This window comes from Psychrobacter sp. JCM 18900 (assembly GCF_904846625.1).
GTDB lineage: Bacteria > Pseudomonadota > Gammaproteobacteria > Pseudomonadales > Moraxellaceae > Psychrobacter.
In genome coordinates, this window is sequence record NZ_CAJHBL010000001.1 from 523,472 (window position 1) to 540,956 (window position 17,485).

Annotated in this window: 14 protein-coding genes; 1 reads left to right on the forward strand and 13 read right to left on the reverse strand. The window is 42.4% G+C overall.

Annotation, left to right across the window (positions count from 1 at the left end; genetic code table 11):
* Positions 1-9: 9 nt before the first annotated feature.
* The 13 genes from cmk to JMX96_RS02145 form a co-directional block, all read right to left on the reverse strand.
* Positions 10-777 carry a (d)CMP kinase gene (gene cmk / locus JMX96_RS02085; protein WP_201566990.1) on the reverse strand — a complete coding sequence of 256 codons (768 nt, stop codon included), beginning with the start codon at positions 775-777 and terminating at the stop codon, positions 10-12.
* Between the two features lie 189 nt (positions 778-966).
* Positions 967-1,491 (reverse strand): tRNA adenosine(34) deaminase TadA, encoded by a 525-nt coding sequence (tadA, locus tag JMX96_RS02090; protein WP_227676853.1) that lies wholly within the window; start codon positions 1,489-1,491, stop codon positions 967-969.
* 27 nt (positions 1,492-1,518) lie between these two features.
* Positions 1,519-2,256 carry a uracil-DNA glycosylase gene (locus JMX96_RS02095; RefSeq protein ID WP_201566994.1) on the reverse strand — a complete coding sequence of 246 codons (738 nt, stop codon included), beginning with the start codon at positions 2,254-2,256 and terminating at the stop codon, positions 1,519-1,521.
* Between the two features lie 179 nt (positions 2,257-2,435).
* The gene (clpA, locus tag JMX96_RS02100; protein WP_201566996.1) at positions 2,436-4,961 is read right to left on the reverse strand and encodes an ATP-dependent Clp protease ATP-binding subunit ClpA; all 2,526 of its coding nucleotides are present in this window, start codon (positions 4,959-4,961) and stop codon (positions 2,436-2,438) included.
* Between the two features lie 636 nt (positions 4,962-5,597).
* A complete protein-coding gene (locus JMX96_RS02105) occupies positions 5,598-5,993 on the reverse strand; it encodes an ATP-dependent Clp protease adaptor ClpS (protein WP_101206289.1) in 396 nt (131 codons plus the stop codon).
* Between the two features lie 166 nt (positions 5,994-6,159).
* Entirely contained in the window at positions 6,160-7,026 is an 867-nt protein-coding gene (locus JMX96_RS02110) for a hypothetical protein (protein ID WP_201566998.1), read from the reverse strand.
* Positions 7,027-7,129: 103 nt separating this feature from the next.
* The gene (gene argC / locus JMX96_RS02115; protein WP_201567000.1) at positions 7,130-8,197 is read right to left on the reverse strand and encodes an N-acetyl-gamma-glutamyl-phosphate reductase; all 1,068 of its coding nucleotides are present in this window, start codon (positions 8,195-8,197) and stop codon (positions 7,130-7,132) included.
* A 120-nt stretch (positions 8,198-8,317) separates the two neighbouring features.
* Positions 8,318-9,454, reverse strand: coding sequence for a uroporphyrinogen decarboxylase (gene hemE / locus JMX96_RS02120; protein ID WP_191114928.1), 1,137 nt, complete (start codon positions 9,452-9,454; stop codon positions 8,318-8,320).
* A gap of 92 nt (positions 9,455-9,546) precedes the next feature.
* On the reverse strand, positions 9,547-10,719 hold the full coding sequence (proB, locus tag JMX96_RS02125; RefSeq protein ID WP_057759177.1) for a glutamate 5-kinase: 1,173 nt from the start codon (positions 10,717-10,719) through the stop codon (positions 9,547-9,549).
* A gap of 78 nt (positions 10,720-10,797) precedes the next feature.
* Entirely contained in the window at positions 10,798-12,003 is a 1,206-nt protein-coding gene (gene cgtA, locus JMX96_RS02130; protein ID WP_101206151.1) for an Obg family GTPase CgtA, read from the reverse strand.
* 290 nt (positions 12,004-12,293) lie between these two features.
* The gene (locus JMX96_RS02135; protein ID WP_201567002.1) at positions 12,294-13,736 is read right to left on the reverse strand and encodes a glyceraldehyde-3-phosphate dehydrogenase; all 1,443 of its coding nucleotides are present in this window, start codon (positions 13,734-13,736) and stop codon (positions 12,294-12,296) included.
* Between the two features lie 344 nt (positions 13,737-14,080).
* The gene (locus JMX96_RS02140) at positions 14,081-15,313 is read right to left on the reverse strand and encodes a lipocalin family protein (RefSeq protein ID WP_201567004.1); all 1,233 of its coding nucleotides are present in this window, start codon (positions 15,311-15,313) and stop codon (positions 14,081-14,083) included.
* Between the two features lie 449 nt (positions 15,314-15,762).
* Positions 15,763-16,899 carry an NUDIX domain-containing protein gene (locus tag JMX96_RS02145; RefSeq protein ID WP_201567006.1) on the reverse strand — a complete coding sequence of 379 codons (1,137 nt, stop codon included), beginning with the start codon at positions 16,897-16,899 and terminating at the stop codon, positions 15,763-15,765.
* Positions 16,900-17,198: 299 nt separating this feature from the next.
* Between JMX96_RS02145 and hemP the strand changes: the two genes are divergently transcribed.
* Positions 17,199-17,357, forward strand: a complete 159-nt coding sequence (gene hemP, locus JMX96_RS02150; protein ID WP_227672156.1) for a hemin uptake protein HemP — start codon at positions 17,199-17,201, stop codon at positions 17,355-17,357.
* Positions 17,358-17,485 lie beyond the last annotated feature (128 nt).

Consider the following 17,485-nt stretch of genomic DNA (forward strand, 5'->3'; position numbering starts at 1 on the left):
ATTAAATGACTAACTAGTGAAAAATACACCTTTATCTTGGCAATGCTTTTTGACCTGCTCATAAACTGCATCGGCATTAAGCGCTGAACTATCAAGTAATAAAGCATCTGCCGCAGGCTTCGACGGCGCTGTACTACGATTTTCATCACGGTCATCACGCTCTTTTATCGTCGCTAAAATTGCCTCAAAATCTGCTGTTTGACCAGCGTTCAACAACTGAGTCACACGGCGCTCTGCACGTGCCTCAGCACTGGCCGTCAAAAACACCTTAACATCAGCATCTGGGAAAACAACCGTACCCATATCGCGACCATCAGCAACCAAACCAGAACGAGTGGCCATATCTTGTTGTAGCTTGAGCAATGCTTGGCGAACATGTGGAAAGACAGCTATCTGTGACGCATAGCCTCCAACCGTTTCATTGCGTACTTGCTCACCTACTGCTTGTCCATTAACAATGATATCTACACGCCCTGAGTCATTGTTCGGTACAAACGCTATCTCCAAGCTTTCAGTCAATGCTAATACAGCATCTTCGTCAATTGGTTGGCTAGCATCTGCGCTGATTAGACCCGCCTCAAAGGCTTTTAGCCCAACAATCCTATAAAGCGCACCAGAGTCTAACAACTGATAACCCAGTACTTGTGCCAGACGCCATGTAACAGTGCCTTTACCAGCGCCACTAGGACCATCGATACAAATAACAGGATAGCGCACTGATGAGGTGTGGCTATTCTCTGTATTGAGTAAAACATTATCAGGTGTAGAACTAGTCATAATACTTACTCAATAATATGCGTTACTTATATCGCTTATCGTATGTCATTAATAAAACAATATTTATTCGTATGTTAAGTCTTTAATAGCCTATTAAGATGGGTGCTATCAAATAGGGCAATATTATAGCAAAAAATCATCGTGACCACTAGCACCAAGACTGATATCTTGTTTATTAGTATTTTGAGTTTACATATTAGTCTTATTCTTTTTTGCCGCTTGCCTACGCTCACGAAAAAACGTCTTGAGTATTTGACTGCTATGCTCGCTGCATAACCCGCTATAGGCTTGAATACTGTGGTTGTAGAAAGGTTGTAATGATAAGTCCATTTGACTACCAACCATCCCAGCACGCGGTTCACTCGCTGCGTACACCAACTTGTTTACACGCGCATGGATTAATGCACCGATACACATCGTACAAGGCTCTAAAGTGACATATAGAGTAGTCTGTAGCGGTAGTCGATAGTTTTCTAAACGCGTACAGGCGTCTCTCAATGCAACTATCTCTGCATGAGCAGTAGCATCATGGCTAATAATGGGTTGATTAAATCCTTGGCCTATAATCTGCTGATCATGTACCAATACCGCACCTACCGGCACCTCTCCTCGCTCAGCACCTTGCTTAGCAAGTTCGATTGCTTGTTGCATGCATTTGACGTCGTCAGCTGACCAAAAGGTGCTGGCCTGAATATCTAAAGGTTGATACGGCATTAAGCTTATATTCTGTGTATTTTGCATTTATTGTGGTAATTGCCAGTCAATTGGAGTTTGGCCATACTGCACCAAGTAGTCATTTGTTTTAGAAAAAGGTTTAGTGCCAAAGAAGCCGCCACGGTTTGCCGCCAGTGGTGACGGATGTACCGCTGTCAGGATTAAATGCTTATCCGTATCGATATACTTACCTTTCTTCTGGGCTTTACTACCCCACAGAATAAACACGGTATGCTTTGTCTGTTCATTGACGGCATCGATGACGGCATCAGTAAACTGCTCCCAACCTTTATTTTGATGACTATTTGGCTCGCCTTCTCGTACAGTTAGTGAGCTATTGAGCAGTAGAACGCCTTGCTGCGCCCAGTATGTCAAATCGCCATGCGTTGAAGGCCGAATGCCAATGTCATCTGCCATTTCTTTAAGCAAATTATTTAATGATGGTGGCTTTGGAATGGCTTTAGGAACAGAAAATGATAGCCCCATAGCCTGACCTGGACGATGATAAGGATCTTGGCCCAAGATTACCACTTTGACTTGTGATAATGGCGTAAGATTAAGCGCATTGAACATTAATGGTGCAGGCGGATAGATACTATCATCCGACTGATACGCCTCTTTTAAGAACGCGCGTAGATTGTCCATATTCTCAGACGTTAATTCATCTGCTAATGCCGTTTTCCAATCCTCTGGTAAACGGACATTGTCTAAAATCGCTTGTTTTTGTTCTGGAGTCTTGGTTTTCGGTTTATCAAACAGTTCCATAGTGTGTCCTTTTTATACTTGTTATCTTGTTATAAGTTTCATAGCTTTGTTAAAGCTAGTTTACTGTAAATAATCATACTAACAAAAAATGGTGTGCGCTTTGTTGATGAATTATAGCAATAAAAAAACGGCTACCGCAGTAATACGGTAGCCGTTTTTGTCATATTAACACCAGTAACTTAGCTAGCTAGAGACTCAGAATGCGGTTCATGAGTTTCAACGACTGTCAGAATAATACGGCTGTCAACTGAGCCTTTGTCTGATACCTTATCAAGCTTCATCGTATCACTCTCTTGAGAATCATCGACTTTAGGCTCTAAGGTCAGATGCACAACCCCGCCATTGACCAAATCACCAAACAAAATCATACTTGCCAACGGTTTTTTTATTTCATCTTGAATCAGACGTTGCATCGGACGTGCACCCATTAGACGGTCATAGCCTTTATCCGCCAAATAATCACGTACATCATCATCAATCTCTAATGTCACTTGCTTATCATCAAGCTGTACTTGCAGCTCAACTAAGAACTTATCGACAACCGATACAACAACTGACGTATCTAGAGGATTGAACTGAATTATAGCGTCTAAACGATTACGGAACTCTGGCGTAAAGACACGTTTCAATGACTCTGTATTATCACGACTATGGTCTTGTTGAGTAAAGCCCATTGACGAGCGACTGATACTATCAGCACCAACGTTCGTTGTCATAATAACGATGACCTGTTTAAAGATGGCCACACGACCGTTGTTATCGGTCAACGTACCATGATCCATCACTTGTAGTAACAAGTTGAAGACATCTGGATGCGCTTTTTCAATCTCATCAAGCAACAATACACAATGTGGATGCTGATTGATTTTTTCGGTGAGTAAGCCGCCTTGATCATAGCCAACATAACCTGGAGGCGCACCGATCAAGCGTGATGCCGTATGCGCTTCCATATACTCTGACATATCAAAGCGTACTAACTCTACACCTAACAGGTTCGCTAGCTGACGTGATACTTCTGTTTTACCTACACCAGTTGGACCTGCAAACATAAATGAACCAATTGGCTTATCTGGCGCTTTTAATCCTGCACGTGATAGCTTGATGGCATCAGCCAACGTGGCAATTGCCTCATCTTGACCAAATACCAAGTGCTTCAGATCTCGATCTAAATGCTCAAGGATACTCTTGTCATCACTCGATACAGATTTGGGTGGAATACGTGCCAGTTTAGCAATGATAGCTTCGATATCAGCAACATCGATTTTCATCGGTGGCTTTTGACCTTTTGATAACTTCACACCATCTGCTGAGTTAGCACTATCGCTTGCTTTCGCAGTCGCTGCTTCATTCTGCATTTCATTATCTGTATCGCCATCGATATCAGCATCAATCTGCGCATCAAAATCTTGCTCTAAATCAGCAATGAAACTTTCTTCCGCTTCGATATCATCGACATCAGGCACCACACCTAAGCGCTTATATGCACCTGCTTCATCAATTACGTCAATGGCTTTGTCAGGTAAAAAACGCTCATGAATATGCTTGGCTGATAACTGTACCGCTGTGACCAACGCTTCATCCGTATACTCAACATTATGGAACTCTTCATAACGAGGTTTCAGACCACGCAGGATATCGATAGTGTCATCCACACTGGGTTCTTTAACATCGATTTTTTGGAAACGACGCGACAATGCATGGTCTTTTTCAAATACTTGGCGATATTCAGTAAAGGTTGTTGAACCGATACAACGCAGCTCACCGTTAGCAAGCGCTGGCTTGATAAGGTTCGATACATCCATATTGCTGCTCATAGATGAACCAGCACCAATAATCATATGAATTTCATCAATAAAAAGAATAGCATTTGGTTTTTTCTTTAACGCATCAAGCAATGACTTCATGCGTTTTTCAAAGTCACCGCGATACTTAGTTCCCGCAATCAATGAACCGATATCAAGGCTATAAATCACGCAACCATTAAGTGGCTTCGGTGCTTTGTCATTAATGATTAACCACGCCAAACCTTCAGCGATGGAGGTTTTACCTACACCAGGCTCACCTACTAGCAATGGGTTATTTTTACGACGGCGGCACAATACTTGGGCAGCACGTTCAATCTCAGAGGCACGACCAATCAAAGGATCTGTTTTACCTTCAGCGGCTCGCTGATTTAGATTGGTTGCAAATTCAACCAATGGATCTTTACTAGTCTTTTCAGAGGCACTACGACGCTCAGTACCTGCAGAACCGCGTGATTCAGAAGGCTCTTCTTTGTCTTGGCCGTGTGATAAATACTGGGTTAGCTCAAGGCGACTGATGCCTTGCTTTTTAAGCAGGTAGACAGCATAAGTATCATGCTCTGAAAACATAGAGACTAAAATATCAGAGCCTTCTACCAAACGACCACCACCGATCGACTGCACATGAAAAATAGCACGTTGCAAGATACGATCAAAGCTTTGAGTCGGCTGCGGTGACTGTTCTGTATCAGCATCGATGGTTGGCGTGTGTTTATTAATATAAATCTCAAGCTCAGTACGCAACGCCGAGACATTAGCATTACAAGCAGTCAACGTATTGGCAGCATGAGTGTTTTCTAATAAGGCCAAAAGCAGGTGTTCAACAGTGAGATACTCATGCGATTTTTGGCGCGCAAGCGTCATTGCTAAACGTAGAGAAACTTCAAGATGACGACTTAACATAACAACTTCCTACGGTTATATCTATCTTTATAATTGATAGTTTTATGAATGAGTTAGTAAGTAAATCAGGGCGGTAGATGAATTGTTCAAGGGCTATATTCGTATTATTAGAAGTCATGAATAAATGAGGTAAGCGGTAGACTATTGATTAAATACTATAATCTCGCTATCAGCCAACAGTAATCACAACTATCAATGGCCGCTTTTCTTTATATCAACACGATACTTCGACGGAGTCAATCTATTAACACAGACTAAAATGTATCAAAGCGTGCTACAAGCTAGTAGCGACAACCTTAATAACGAATATTAAATGTTGAAAAACTGATTAGATAGAAAGAGAGATTGATATTTGAGAAGCTAGTAATGACATAGTTTTAGCAGGTTCAACGGAGATACTTAGTCTAAAACTATTGGACAGGCTGTTTAATAGATAGGGTTATTAGCTATAAAAATCAATGCTATATGGATAATAAAACTATTTTAAGAGGCAAAGTTCATATATAAGAGGAGTGACTGAAAAGTCAAAAAAGCTCACTATAAAGGTGAGCTTTGATATAGATTACTTAGAAATACAAAATATTAGATAAAGCTTTGATAGAGCCATATATCAGTATAAGAAATTAATAAATTGCTCTACTCGCCTTGGTGTGGTTCAATTTGGGTCAATAACGGATAACCTTCACGATGTGCCAGACTATTTACTTTTTTGGCCTTGGTCTCGGCGATATCTTTGGGATAAATGCCAGCAATACCTTTGCTGCTATTATGAATAGTCAGCATAATCTCGACTGCAGAATCCATACTATGACGAAATTCTGACTGCAATATGTATACAACAAACTCCATCGGCGTGTAGTTGTCATTATACATAACGACCGCATACATAGGCGGTTTGGCTACTTCAGGCTCTGCGACCAATACATCTGCTTGCGGTGAGGTTTCACCATCGGTATCACCGTCTTGTGCACGATGAGCAGGCATATTGGGAAAGTGCCAATCAGCAACCGTTGGCGTGGCTTGTGATATCATTTTTTTCATCATAATCAAAATATAATTATAAGGTAAGTTTAAGATAGAAGAGGTTGTTAAGGCAGGCGATAAGGCATGGTATAAAGCACAACCACTAATTAAGGTCATTGTGCTTTGATTTCAACCACAGCATCGTCACTGAGTATTTCATTAAGACATGAGGTAATTAAGGTACGATAGGACTTTCATCAACTTCTGGTAAATCTAGGAGCGATGGTAGCATGTTATCCACACTATCACCGAGCTTCCAGTCATACAACTGCTCTACTTTCTGACCACCAGCTTGCAAAGTCAGTTTGGCTTGCAATGGTCTAAAGCCTGATGGCATTACAAAGCGACCACGTATCCGAACGATACCTTCGATCATATGGTATGCAGGGTCAAGAGGTACTTCTACAAGATCATCATTGTTAAGTAGCGTCAATACAGGCCTCAAGCGTTTGGCCTGACCATCGCTACTGAGCATCCCAATATCAAAACCATACTCAAAAGCATTTTCAGGTAGTGGAGAAATTTTGGCACCTAATACCTGTAAAGGCATACCACCTTTCTTACGGATGACATCTGAATATAGCTCATTGAGCTGTGACACTTGTTTATTTTCTACCGTTAATTCTTGCTGGCTTTCACGCAGTTCTTTTAAATTAGCCAAACTGATAGCCAGCTCTTGTTTGGCAGTTGCCGCTTGGTTAGTGGCTATCTTATTGCTAAGGCGCAAATCTTCTAGCGCTTGTGTCGCTTCAGTGCTATCGATGATTGCTTGCTTGGCTTCTGTTTCCATCGAATGAAGGCCACGTTGGTAACCAAGCTTATGACCGAATACCAGCCCAACCACCGCTGTCACTAATACGGCTACAACGAACAGTGCCAATACCAATGTAGAAGCGCCGCGTTGTGAGCTAGCAATACCACTTATAGGGACATTATTATTTCTAAAGGAATGCTGTTTGCGCTCCAAGCTAGGTATAACCGAGTCTTTGCACGATAGACGTGCTGGCTGTGAGCAAAAGCGTAGTACGAGCTGAACACGCATTTAGACAGTATCTCTTAAGGGTAAGGGCAAGTCATTATAGCCGAATTTATAATCAATACCTAGCACCGTAAATGTGAATGATTGGAATATGAAGTCGTTGATATTAAGGAACAATCGGTGCAAAGTTCAGCCCCATTGACTCATCAAAACCGAACATTACGTTCATGTTTTGCACAGCCTGCCCAGCAGCACCTTTGACTAAATTATCTTGAACGACAATAACCGTTAGCTCAGCGCGCTCATTGTCCTGATGTACCGCAATGCGTAGACGGTTACTAGCACGAACACTGCGCGTATCGGGATAAAGACCTTTTGGCATGACATCAACAAACAATTCTGACGCATAGCTATTCTCAAACGCTTGCTGCCAATCGATAGCAGCACCAGCATCGGTCAGCTCCATATGAATAGAGCTTAGCATGCCACGAATCATCGGTACTAAATGCGGCAAAAAGCGAATACGATGCGCGAACTGACTGTCTAATAACTGTGCGACACCCTGCTCAATCTCTGGTAAATGACGATGGCCTTCGACGCTATAAGCCTTAAAGCTATCTGTTGTCTCAGCATAGTTAAGTGCAAGTGATGCTTGACGACCTGCACCAGACACGCCAGATTTTGCATCGATAACGATACGAGACTCGATCAAACGCTCTGCTTGCTTATTCTGAGCCTCTATAATTGGTTTTAGACCCAAAATCGCAGTAGTTGGATAACAACCTGGGTTGCCTACTAGTAACGCATTCGCAAGCTTGTCACGATTGATTTCTGGTAGACCGTAGACTGCTGTTTTCAACAATTCAGGGCAAGCATGTGACTGCTTGTACCAATGCTCAAAGTCAGTCAATGACTGCAAACGAAAATCAGCAGCCAAATCGATGACCTTGACGCCAGCTTGAGTAAGCGCTTCAGCTTGTTTCATCGCTACACCATGCGGAGTCGCAAAAAATACAACATCACATTTTTGCAATGCAGCAAGCGTATTATCACCTAAGTCGCTAAAAACGATGTCAGACACACCGCGTAAGCTTGGGAAGATTTCATCAGCACGAGTGCCAGCTTCGCTACGAGAAGTTAATAAATCAATAGAAACCTCAGGATGAGCAGATAATAAGCGAATAAGCTCAATACCCGTATAGCCTGTACCACCGACGATCGCTGCTGAAATCATAAAACACCCTTTTCTTGGTAAATACTAAATATGCACTGATAGATTCTATGTTTGCCTGTAATGCGTGCAATTCTACAAATACAGAACAAAGATAGAATCAGTCTCTAAATATTCTGACTCTTAAATTTTATAATCGTGTACTGCATCCACAAACACTTTGGCATTGTCAGGATTGACCCATTGGGTGATACCATGACCTAAGTTTGCTATGTAACCAGTCTTTTCACCATCAGCGTAAGCACGGTCAAGCATCGCATTGACTTCAGAACGAATTGTCGCAGGCGAGCCATATAACGTCGCTGGATCTAAGTTACCTTGGATAGCCTTGCTGCTTTGCAATTTCTTATGCTTTTTGGTCAATTGACGCTGGCTCTCAGTCAATACTTGACGCGCACGATCAATCGGCATCGTCCAATCTAAACCTAACACATCTGCTTCGCTGTCAGCCTGAATATCAAGCCATAACCCACCACCTTTAGTGAATAGCACTACAGGTACTTGTGGATGACGTTCTTTTAGTTCAGCGACAATACGTTTATTATAAATGTGTGAAAATTCGATAAATTGACGATGGCCTAACGCCCCACCCCAACTATCAAATATCTGAACGATTTGAGCACCAGCGACGATTTGGGCATCTAAATAGTCAATAACTGACGTCGCAAGCTTGTCTAATAACTGATGTAAAAAGTCAGGGTTACTATACAAAAAGCCTTTGGTATAACGATAATCTTTCGAGCTACCGCCTTCTATCATATAAGTAGCCAATGTCCACGGACTGCCAGAAAAACCAAATAGTGGAACTTGACCGTTCAATGCTTTACGAATACTGGTTACAGCACGCATGACATAGTCTAGAGAATCATTAGGCTCAAGCACTGGCAATCTATCAAGATCAGCCTGCTCACGGATAGGATGTTTGAACTTAGGGCCTTCACCCGTTTCGAAATACAAGCCCAATCCCATCGCATCAGGAATAGTTAGAATATCACTAAATAAAATGGCAGCATCTAAATCATAACGGCGCAATGGCTGCAGAGTCACTTCAGTAGCGCGATCTGTATCTTTGCACAGGCTCATAAAGTCACCAGCTTCAGCACGAGTGGCTTTATATTCTGGCAAATAACGACCAGCTTGGCGCATCATCCATACCGGTGTGGTATCGATGGGCTCAAAACGTAATGCACGTAGCAATCTATCATTTTTTAAAGGTGCAAACTGTTGCTGAACCGAGTTACTACCGTCTGAAGCACTCATGTACAAATCTCCAAAACAGCACAATATCCATATTTATAAATGGATATTGTGCTGGATAAAATAAGTTGAATAAAAAAGGTTATATAAAAGCGCTATACAGTTAATGCAAGATTGTCACGGTGTACCATGACGACACGTTCTTCGCTACTGCCAAAGATCTTATCGAACTGTTCGGTACGCTCACGAGCGACGCGGCGCGCATCATTCGATGAAAAGTTTACCTGCCCAACGGCAATACGCTCACCTGTATCTTGATGAATGATTTCTACCACATCACCTTCATCAAATCCGCCCTGCACTTCTACAACACCCACTGGCAATAAACTTCTATTGTGCTCAGTCAATGCTCTTGCAGCACCTGCATCGACGACCAAGCTACCTGACATGCGTAGATGCGCAGCTAGCCACTGTTTACGTGCGATGATTTTATCTTCGTCATTGGTCGTCAACAACGTACCTACAGCTTCGCCTGATACCACACGGGTGATAACGTCATCGATAGCACCGCTGACGATGACGGTAGGACAGCCACCCATAGCAGCAAGGCGTCCAGCACGGATTTTGGTCAACATACCACCACGTCCAAGCTTACCGCCATCTCCTGCAATATCAAATAAATAATCAGCCATTGCACGTTCTTGGCGAATCATCTTGGCGTCAGGGTTATCACGTGGGTTATCAGTGAAGACACCTTCTTGATCGGTTAAGATAATGTACAAATCAGCATTAACCATCGCGGCTGCCATCGCACCCAAGGTATCGTTATCGCCAAATTTAATCTCATCAATCGTGATAGTATCGTTTTCATTAATAACAGGTAGTACGCGCCATTCTAATAACTGTGTCAGCGCCCCAGTCGTATTGAGGTAACGACTACGATTAGACAAGTCATCATGAGTTAGCAGTAGCTGTGAGCTTTGAATGCCATGCTGAATCAAAGCTGACCACCATGTTTCAATCAACCCCATTTGACCAATAGAAGCACAGGCTTGTAGTGCTGCTAGTTTCTTAGGACGTTCCTCAAGGTTCATACGTACCACACCTTCAGCAACAGCACCTGATGATACTAGCAGTACCTCAACGCCTTTTTTGTGCAGCTTAGCAATTTGCTTTGCCCACTCATATATGGCAGTACGATCCAGCCCTCGACCGTTATTGGTTAATAGTGATGAACCAATTTTGACAATAACGCGCTGAATATCAAAGTTGCGAGTTTGCTTAACAAATCTTGCTTCTTCCATCGTGTTTGCTATGTCATCTGCCATATAAACTCCTTTTTTTCATATCAATTGATTGTAGGGATTAAATTCACAATTCAAGTATAACTGCTCAAGCATACTAGCTTAAGGAACGTACATTACCTCAACGCCATCGTCATCATCGTCGTCAAAATCAGACGTATCCAAGCCTTCACGTGCTGCTTTACGAGCTGCACGATATGCCTCACGCTGTGCTTCAGTGTTAAGACGTACTTCAGCTTCTAAACGCTCGAAACGTTCTTTTTGTGCTTCAGCGAAGATAGGATCTTCTATTTCACGCTCACGCTCAAGTTCGATATCATTCATTAGATGATATTTGACCGCATCAACGCCTTCACCAGTTAGCGTTGCCGTACGGAAGACCATACCAGTCCAACCAAGCTCTGCGACGATATGAGTACAAAGCGCATTCAAATCTTCATCATTGACCTGATCGATTTTGTTTAATACCAAAATCTGCGGCAAGTTGGCCAATTCAGGAGAAAAACGCTCAAGCTCATTTAAAATAACGCGAGCATTCTCAACTGGGTCGCTGCCATCAACAGGCTTAACATCAACTAAGTGTAGCAGACGACGCGTACGCGCAACATGCTTCAAGAAGCGAATACCAAGTCCTGCGCCTTCTGATGCACCCTCGATAAGACCAGGAATATCTGCCATCACAAATGAGCGATGACGACCAATATCGACCACACCCAAGTTTGGTACTAGCGTGGTAAACGGATAGTCAGCCACTTTTGGTCTAGCAGCAGAGACTTGACGGATAAAGGTCGATTTACCAGCATTCGGCAAACCAATCAAACCAACATCAGCCACTACTTTTAGCTCAAACTTAAGAACTTTTAGCTCACCTTCAAAACCTGACGTCGCTTTACGCGGCGCTTGGTTGGTCGAGCTTTTGAAATGGGTATTACCCAGACCACCATCACCACCTTTGGCAATCAGTAGTGTCTGGCCGATCTCAATCAAATCGCCCAATACTTCGTCTGTCTCGGTATCAACTACCGTCGTACCAACTGGTACTGGTAAATAAAGATCATCAGACCCTTTACCTGAACAGTTTCTACTATGGCCGTTCTCAGCACGCATGGCGTCATGACGACGCGTATAACGATAGTCAACTAGGGTGTTGGTGTTGTCTTCTGCAATGACATACACATCTCCGCCCTTGCCGCCATCACCACCATCAGGTCCACCACGCGGGACATATTTCTCTCGGCGAAAACTGGCGATTCCGTTACCACCGTCACCTGCTTTTACCGTTACGACGGCTTCATCAATAAATCGCATCTTACGTTCCTTAATTCACAATCCAGTCTATAAACTGGTTACAACCAACGGTTGTATTTTGGGGTTTTGCTATGTTGTTGCGTCGCAACGAGCACTATATAAATACTACTTTTACTTAGTGCCCATTATGACAATAACACCCGATAATCAATCGGACTATCGGGTGTTTAAGTATGACAGTTAAAATCCTACCAAGCTATTCAAAGTAGCATCTGCCACAGCGCCATTCTTATGACACGATAGCGCTACTATACTTGGTATGACGTTATTGCTCTACTGTATTTAGTAATCTATGCTGGAATCTGAGCGTAGCTGATTCCGGCCATTTGCGTCGCCAAACGCAATACCTGAGTACTATAACCTACTTCGTTGTCATACCAAACATATACGATAGCTTGGTTGTCAGTCAAAATAGTAGCTTGAGCATCGATAATACCAACATGAGTCGTACCAACGAAATCCGTTGATACCGCTTCTGTAGAATCTGTATAAGCAATCTGCGACTGCCAAGTGCTGCTGTTAGCCGTTTTGCGCAAGAACTCATTCAACGCATCAGCGCTTGCTGGTGCAGTTTTTAGATTCACGTTCAAGATGGCTAGGCTGACGTTTGGTGTTGGTACACGAATAGCGTTACCCGTTAGCTTACCGTTTAGTTCTGGCAAGGCTTTACCAACAGCTTTTGCAGCACCAGTGCTAGTGATAACCATGTTCATTACAGCACTACGACCACGGCGGTCTGCTTTATGATAGTTATCAACCAAGTTCTGATCGTTAGTAAATGAGTGAATAGTTTCTACATGACCATTTACAATACCGTACTCATCATTCAATACATTCAGCGTTGGCGTAATCGCATTGGTCGTACAGCTAGCAGCACTAACGATCGTATCATCACCAACGGTGTCATTGTTGACGCCATAAACGACGTTTTTGATATCGCCGCCAGCAGGTGCTGTTAGTAGCACTTTTTTCACGCCAGTAGACTGTAAGTGCTTGCCAAGGCCCGCTTCATCTTTCCAGATACCTGTGTTATCGATAACAAGAGCATTGTCGATTCCATAAGCAGTATAGTCGATTTCGCTTGGGTCTTTGGCATAGATAACTTGTACAAAACGACCGTTAACGATCATGCCGTTATTATCATCATCAATGCTGATGCCGCCTAAGAATCTACCATGGATTGAGTCACGCTCAAGCAATGAAATACGCTTAGCCAAGTCACCAGCAGCGGCTGGACGTACAACAATCGCTTTTAGTTGTAGACCTTTCGCGCTTGACGCTTGTGACAATAGCAGACGAGTCAAGATACGACCGATACGGCCAAAACCATACAGCACAACATCCGTCGCGCCGTTTACAGCACCAACGTTGTTGATAGACTGTAGCGCGGTCTGTAAGTCAGTGTCATTAGCAATTAATTGACCAACATCAATACGAGTGGCTTGGATATCAGTATTTTCTGAAATAGCTTTTACCATCGCTAGAGTATCAGCGATATCGATAGCTTTGGCGCCATGGTCGCGTAGTGCTACTTTTTGATGTAAAGCAAGTATTTGACCAACTGAGGTAGAGTCTAGCGTTTCGCCAAACAAAGTCACTTGTACGTCTTGCTTGTTATAGAGCTTGTTTAGTAGCCCCATAAGCTCAATCGCTTGTTGCTCTTGATTGTTGTAGTTGTTCAAGTGGTCTTGATGTAATTGGCGTAAGGTATCAGCGTTGCTCACGAGAAACATCCTTATGGTCAGTAATGTATGATCAATAAAATATGAAGAAGTGTAAAATAGATAGGTCGTGTATGCTCTAAATGGCGACTCTAATATGATAATCAACCACTATCAATATGGGTTATTGACGCTAGAGTATTTGAATCGCCTAGATTTTAGCCTAAAACGCCTCATTTTGCCAGTAGTAACCGATTAGCTAGCGTGCATAATAGGTTTCATTCTCTTATATAGTTCTTATATACAGCTAGTAATGAAAATAAAGGCAGCTATATAGGCTGCCTTATCGAGACGTAATTTAAATGATAATTGCTATAACTCTGAATTAATTAAAGCAGTAATTTCAGTTACATCTATTATGGTGCTAGATTTACTGTTTGGTTGCTCTGTGACGTCAATGTAAACTCTTTTAAGTCATAACCTTGCTGCTGAGCAATTTGACGATATTTGGTATACGTTTCTTGACTAATATTTGGCGAGCGTGCTAGTAGCCATAAGTATTTTTTATCAGGCGTCCCTACTAGCGCAGTTTTGTACTCTGCATCACGTGCCAGCACCCAATAATCAGCACGGCCGACTGGAATCCAACGAATCCACTTCGGTAAAAACGTCACTTTTAGTTTGCTGCCGCTCTCATCAACTGGCTTAGCCAAACCTTCTGCCACAATACCTGAACCGTCCTCGCTCACACATTTATTAGTAACCGTGATTCCTGAGCCGTCACCTTTCTGAGCATAGTTGGCGGTCACATCACCAGCACACTTGCGCTGGAAATACATCGGCAAGCGGCCAATCTCATACCAAGTACCTGCGTAGGTATTTAGATCTACGCTATCTACGGTAGTTGGCGTGCTTGCAGATTTATGAATAATATCGCTTGGCTGAACCGATAGTATATCGGTTGTGGTCTTCTCACTCATCGCATCATCAGACATTCCATTAGTTGCCGAGTTATTAGTCCCCATGTTCACTGGCGGCGTGGCCGCATAGGCTGAGAACGCTGCTAACGGTATAATAATCGCTAAGGCAATGCCTGTATGTTTGATCAGTCCATTCATAAATATGCGCTCCGGTATTTCTTTGTAAAATGAATTATTTGTTGATGCATCACTCATTTGCTCAGCGTCGATGGCGTGTTTAGAACCACTGTTTAGATTATCTATTTGATCCTCTAACAGTCCCGACATTAATGGCTCATCTTCATTTAGCTTTTGTGGCTGCTTATTTTGCGCTGACTTGTAGCCAGATGATTTATAGCCACTAGCCGCGTCATAACTGTCCTCATTGCTATTTTTTAGATCTTTGCTTATTTCATTGTTACTCATAGCTGACTCTTTTGCCCTAGGGCTTTTGTCGGCGCTTTTGTATCCAAAATAGCTGTCTTGCGAAGACGTGTCTTTTGCCAGATGGTGCGAATATTCGCCATTCGAGCTGTCGTGATTATAGCTAGCATCGTTACTAGCTTGGTTTGTCTGTTGCGTGTCATCGCCATATTCATTGTCATTGAGCGATTGCTTAGGCTGCTGAAGTTGAGAACCAGCTGCCTGTGAATCAGTCCATGCTGACTCAGGTAACTTATTGGTTTTCATAGAAGTACCATTCTTAAATAGTGATTGTTAAAAACGCTTTATGTACGGCATCTATTTGGTCTCGTTTTCTAAAAGCCATTTGCTTTGGTATAAATTATTTGTGCAAAACTTGACTCTACAAAAGCTTTTTTATTATTGTATTCTGAACATCACTTTTGATCAGTCACTCGTCTATAGAAATAAGATCAACGTATCGTAGATATGCAATATATATTAAGGACAACTGGACTATTAAAACAGTAGTGCAATGTAGGAAAACGCAACGGTTTGTAAGTAACTATGGGGTTTGAGTGTTGTTTGAACACATCATAACCACACAGTTACTTGCTGGATAACTAAGTTAAAAATCAGTTATTTGAACTTACTAAGCTTAATACGCACGTCTAATACGGGTCACATTCAGGCAAATGGCACGATGGGTTCCCTATAGCTTTCTTGAGTCATGCGGATTATATAAACTGACGAATACCTGCCACACTGATACCGCCATACTGCAATGCTTGATTGAGCATAGCAGGTTCCAGTCCGCCTAACCCAATGACAGGCATATCAGCTAAATTTGCCAACGCTGACCATGCTTCCCAGCCAAGCGGTGTGTCATCAGGATGCGTTTGGGTAGCGAGCACAGGCGATACGAAAGTACCAATCACTGGTGGTAATGCATTCTGTATGCGCATGCTAGCAAGTTGATTGGCTGCCGTTATGCTCGCGATGTCATGGCAGCTAACAATGAGCGGATCGTCTTTAGATAACGACTGTGAGAGAGCTGTAGGATTGCCATCCTTATCAAAGCACTGCATCAGTGTCGTTTGTGTCAGATGCTCGGCAACTATTCGCTGGCCCATTTCTGTCTCATTAGCGGTTAGTGAGCCCTCAACATCTAAAAGTTGCTCATTACCATTAGGTAAAATCGCTAAAATATCTGGACGTGCCGTTATCAATTGCTCAGCAAGATGCTTAGAATTTGCGTCCTTCAAGCGGATATATACCCATGACTCTGATGCTAACTTTTCTTGATGATGCTGTAGCCATGTTGCCGCTGCATCAGTGTGTGTGCCAAAATGTGCCAGAGGATAAGTAATCGCTATCTTCGATGGGAGTTTCAACCATTCAAGGATTGTCTTATTAGCAGCAGGCAGATGATATGCTCCTGCCAAAAGCTGTGATTTGCTTACCCAAGTCAGTGCCTGCCCTTCTAAACCCTGCTCACGGTGTTTGTGCTGCTCGTACTGCTCTGCTATCAACTCAATCTTATAAACCTGTAAGCTGACCTGCTTATCGCCATAATCATGATGCAAACGCCCAAGCTTAACGATAGTGTTATCCTCAAGTAGGATACCAGTCTCTTCCGCTACTTCTCTTATCAACGCCTGCGCTGCTGACTCATTCGCTTCTATCTTTCCGCCGACGAACTCGTAACGATTTCCCTGATGCTGAGTAGAATCTCGAAACCCAAGCAAATACTGATCTTTATAATGAATAACAGCCACTGCAACATTTACAATACTGGGTTTGTCAGTTTGTGCCTTACTATTTGTCTTACTTTCCGGCTTCGTCTCTGATTGTTGATTCGACCCGTTCAACATACTTATATCCTTTATTTCGGTGTTTACTCTGATTATGTTTGATAATTTAATAGTTTTTATAGACTAGATTATTTATTTAGATTTACTACCTAACTTACTAATTCATATAGATAAAATATTCATTCGAGATGATTTATGACAGCAAACTTAGATAAGTTTACATAATAACTGCATTTTATTTTATCAATTGCCTTGCAAATTTATCAAATCTAAATGATAATTATTATCGTTAAAAACAATTACGCTATGGTTAGCCAATTTTATAAGCCACTTTTTTTCAAAAGGAATTTACTATGAGCATGGTCATCTCTCGTTATTTAAACTGTCGTGAAAACCGTCTGCCTACTTTGCAATCACAACATCTATTTGCACTGACTAAAGAGGTACGTATCGAGCATGAAGGCGAAGAGTATCGACTACGCCTAACTCGCAACAATCGCTTGATTCTAACCAAATAACGTCTATTTCAGTGACACCTTTTTCAATCATTCTATAAAAAAACGCCTTCATTATGAGGCGTTTTTTTATAGGCTATCTAACTCAAAAATAATTTCAAAAGCTCTCTCAGTTGACATCAACTAGAAAG

Coding starts and splice junctions, on each gene's coding strand:
- proB (WP_057759177.1), bottom strand. CDS start 10,719: ATGGCAGATGACATAGCAAACACGATGGAAGAAGCAAGATTTGTTAAG.
- argC (WP_201567000.1), bottom strand. CDS start 8,197: ATGATTTCAGCAGCGATCGTCGGTGGTACAGGCTATACGGGTATTGAG.
- JMX96_RS02105 (WP_101206289.1), bottom strand. CDS start 5,993: ATGATATCACAAGCCACGCCAACGGTTGCTGATTGGCACTTTCCCAAT.
- JMX96_RS02135 (WP_201567002.1), bottom strand. CDS start 13,736: ATGTTTCTCGTGAGCAACGCTGATACCTTACGCCAATTACATCAAGAC.
- JMX96_RS02145 (WP_201567006.1), bottom strand. CDS start 16,899: ATGTTGAACGGGTCGAATCAACAATCAGAGACGAAGCCGGAAAGTAAG.
- hemE (WP_191114928.1), bottom strand. CDS start 9,454: ATGAGTGCTTCAGACGGTAGTAACTCGGTTCAGCAACAGTTTGCACCT.
- JMX96_RS02110 (WP_201566998.1), bottom strand. CDS start 7,026: ATGCGTGTTCAGCTCGTACTACGCTTTTGCTCACAGCCAGCACGTCTA.
- cmk (WP_201566990.1), bottom strand. CDS start 777: ATGACTAGTTCTACACCTGATAATGTTTTACTCAATACAGAGAATAGC.
- tadA (WP_227676853.1), bottom strand. CDS start 1,491: ATGCCGTATCAACCTTTAGATATTCAGGCCAGCACCTTTTGGTCAGCT.
- JMX96_RS02095 (WP_201566994.1), bottom strand. CDS start 2,256: ATGGAACTGTTTGATAAACCGAAAACCAAGACTCCAGAACAAAAACAA.
- hemP (WP_227672156.1), top strand. CDS start 17,199: ATGGTCATCTCTCGTTATTTAAACTGTCGTGAAAACCGTCTGCCTACT.
- JMX96_RS02140 (WP_201567004.1), bottom strand. CDS start 15,313: ATGAAAACCAATAAGTTACCTGAGTCAGCATGGACTGATTCACAGGCA.
- clpA (WP_201566996.1), bottom strand. CDS start 4,961: ATGTTAAGTCGTCATCTTGAAGTTTCTCTACGTTTAGCAATGACGCTT.
- cgtA (WP_101206151.1), bottom strand. CDS start 12,003: ATGCGATTTATTGATGAAGCCGTCGTAACGGTAAAAGCAGGTGACGGT.